This window comes from Peribacillus sp. P4_B1, from assembly GCF_056402395.1.
Genome location: NZ_JBFUHM010000134.1, coordinates 1 through 1,841 on the forward strand (window position 1 = coordinate 1; position 1,841 = coordinate 1,841).

General features: G+C 32.0%; 3 protein-coding genes. All 3 read left to right on the forward strand.

Annotated features, from left to right (window positions below; all coding sequences use genetic code 11):
- A partial coding sequence (locus AC1DVK_RS26790) for a MarR family winged helix-turn-helix transcriptional regulator (RefSeq protein ID WP_477627814.1) occupies nucleotides 1-338 on the forward strand: 338 nt, incomplete at its 5' end.
- Nucleotides 339-359: 21 nt separating this feature from the next.
- Nucleotides 360-878 (forward strand): spermidine/spermine N(1)-acetyltransferase, encoded by a 519-nt coding sequence (gene paiA / locus AC1DVK_RS26795; protein ID WP_477627815.1) that lies wholly within the window; start codon nucleotides 360-362, stop codon nucleotides 876-878.
- 23 nt (nucleotides 879-901) lie between these two features.
- Complete coding sequence (locus AC1DVK_RS26800; RefSeq protein WP_477627816.1) at nucleotides 902-1,525, forward strand: FMN-binding negative transcriptional regulator; 624 nt, start codon at nucleotides 902-904, stop codon at nucleotides 1,523-1,525.
- The last annotated feature ends 316 nt before the right edge of the window (nucleotides 1,526-1,841 follow it).

Sequence of the window (1,841 nt, forward strand, 5' to 3'; positions counted from 1 at the left end):
TATGTGAAAATCCAGGAATCATTCAAGAAAAGTTAGCTGAGATGATAAAAGTAGATCGAACAACAGCATCTCGTTCTATAAAAAAACTTGAAATTAATGGATTTATTGAAAAGAAAGAAGATAAACATAACAAAAAAATTAAAAAACTCTTTCCAACAGAGAAAGGGAAAAATGTTTATCCTTTTATAAAAAGAGAAAATGATTATTCCAATAGCGTTGCATTAGAGGGATTTTCCGAAAGAGAAGTAGAAACCATTTTCAACCTTCTTCAAAGAGTAAGAAAAAATGTAGAAAAAGACTGGGAATTTGTAAAAAAGGGAAACAAGAGAAATTATTGATTATATAAAGGAGCGACATATATGACTATTAATATAAAAAAGTGTACCCTTGAAGATTCACGCAAACTTCAAGAAATTAGTTATGAAACGTTTAATGAGACATTTAAGCATCAGAACACACCCGAAAATATGAATGCCTATTTGGAAAGGGCATTTAACTTCAAACAATTAGAAAAAGAATTATCAAATACTTCTTCACAATTCTTTTTTGTTTATTTTAATAATGAAGTCGCTGGATATTTAAAGATCAATACCAATGATGCTCAGTCTGAAGAAATGGGTGATGAATCACTTGAAATTGAGAGGGTTTATATAAAGGATAAATTTCAAAAACTTGGGCTTGGTAAATGTCTGCAAAATAAAGCAATGGAAATTGCGATGGAACATAACAAAAAGAAAATTTGGCTAGGCGTATGGGAGAAAAATGAAAATGCTATTGCCTTTTACAAGAAACTGGGATTTGTTCAAACGGGAGCCCACTCTTTTTATATGGGTGATGAAGAACAAATTGACTTTATAATGACTAAAACACTAATATAACTACTTTTGAAAGGTGGATTATTATGTATATTCCAAAATATCATAAGGTCACAAATGTTGCTGAAGTTTGGGATTTTGTTCAAAAAAACTCTTTTGGCACGATTGTCACAACAGAACAAGGGAAACCAATTGCCACTCATTTGCCTTTAGGTTTAAATAAAAAAGGTGATGATTACTATATTACTGGGCATATTGCTTATGGAAATCCTCAATGGAGAACAATTGAAACCTGTGATGATGTCCTTGTTATGTTTCAGGGACCGAGCGCTTACATTTCTTCTTCTTGGTATGGGCATGAAGAAGTTCCAACATGGAATTATCAAGCCGTCCATGTATATGGTAAAGCAAGCATTTTAGAGAAAGATGAATTAATAGAAGAATTAACAATAATGCTGGAAAAATATGAAAAAAACCGTGAAAACCCTGTTTTATGGGATAAACTTTCTCCTCATCTCTTAGAAAGTGAACTGAAAGGCATAGTTGGATTTAAGATTAAGGTCGAAGAAATTCAGGCTGCTTATAAATTAAGTCAGCACCAAAACGAAACGGATTATATTAACATCATTGATAAATTACAAAATGAAGGGGATCCAAATTCGAAGCAAATGGCGGAACTGATGGAAAAGAGATTAACAAATCACAATTAAGCCCACTTTTATTCAACCCTCAGATGCAAGAATTAAAGAACGGAACAGAGCTGTCAATGGCAGCTTCTCTTCAGATCGTGAAAGATTGTACTTAAACTATCGGGTGCGTTAGTTGATTAAGGATCACAAAAATAATCACTCTTTTTTATAAAATAATCAAGAAAATTAAAAATATATGTTGTTCGAAAAAGGGGAGGGTATAGATATTGCCTTCCCCTATGTGTTTACAGATAAATTTGTATGACTGTATTGTTTATAATGTACTCGATTTTGTATCTCAAAACAGTTTAGAGATTGAATTGGTGCGGTTTTGAGT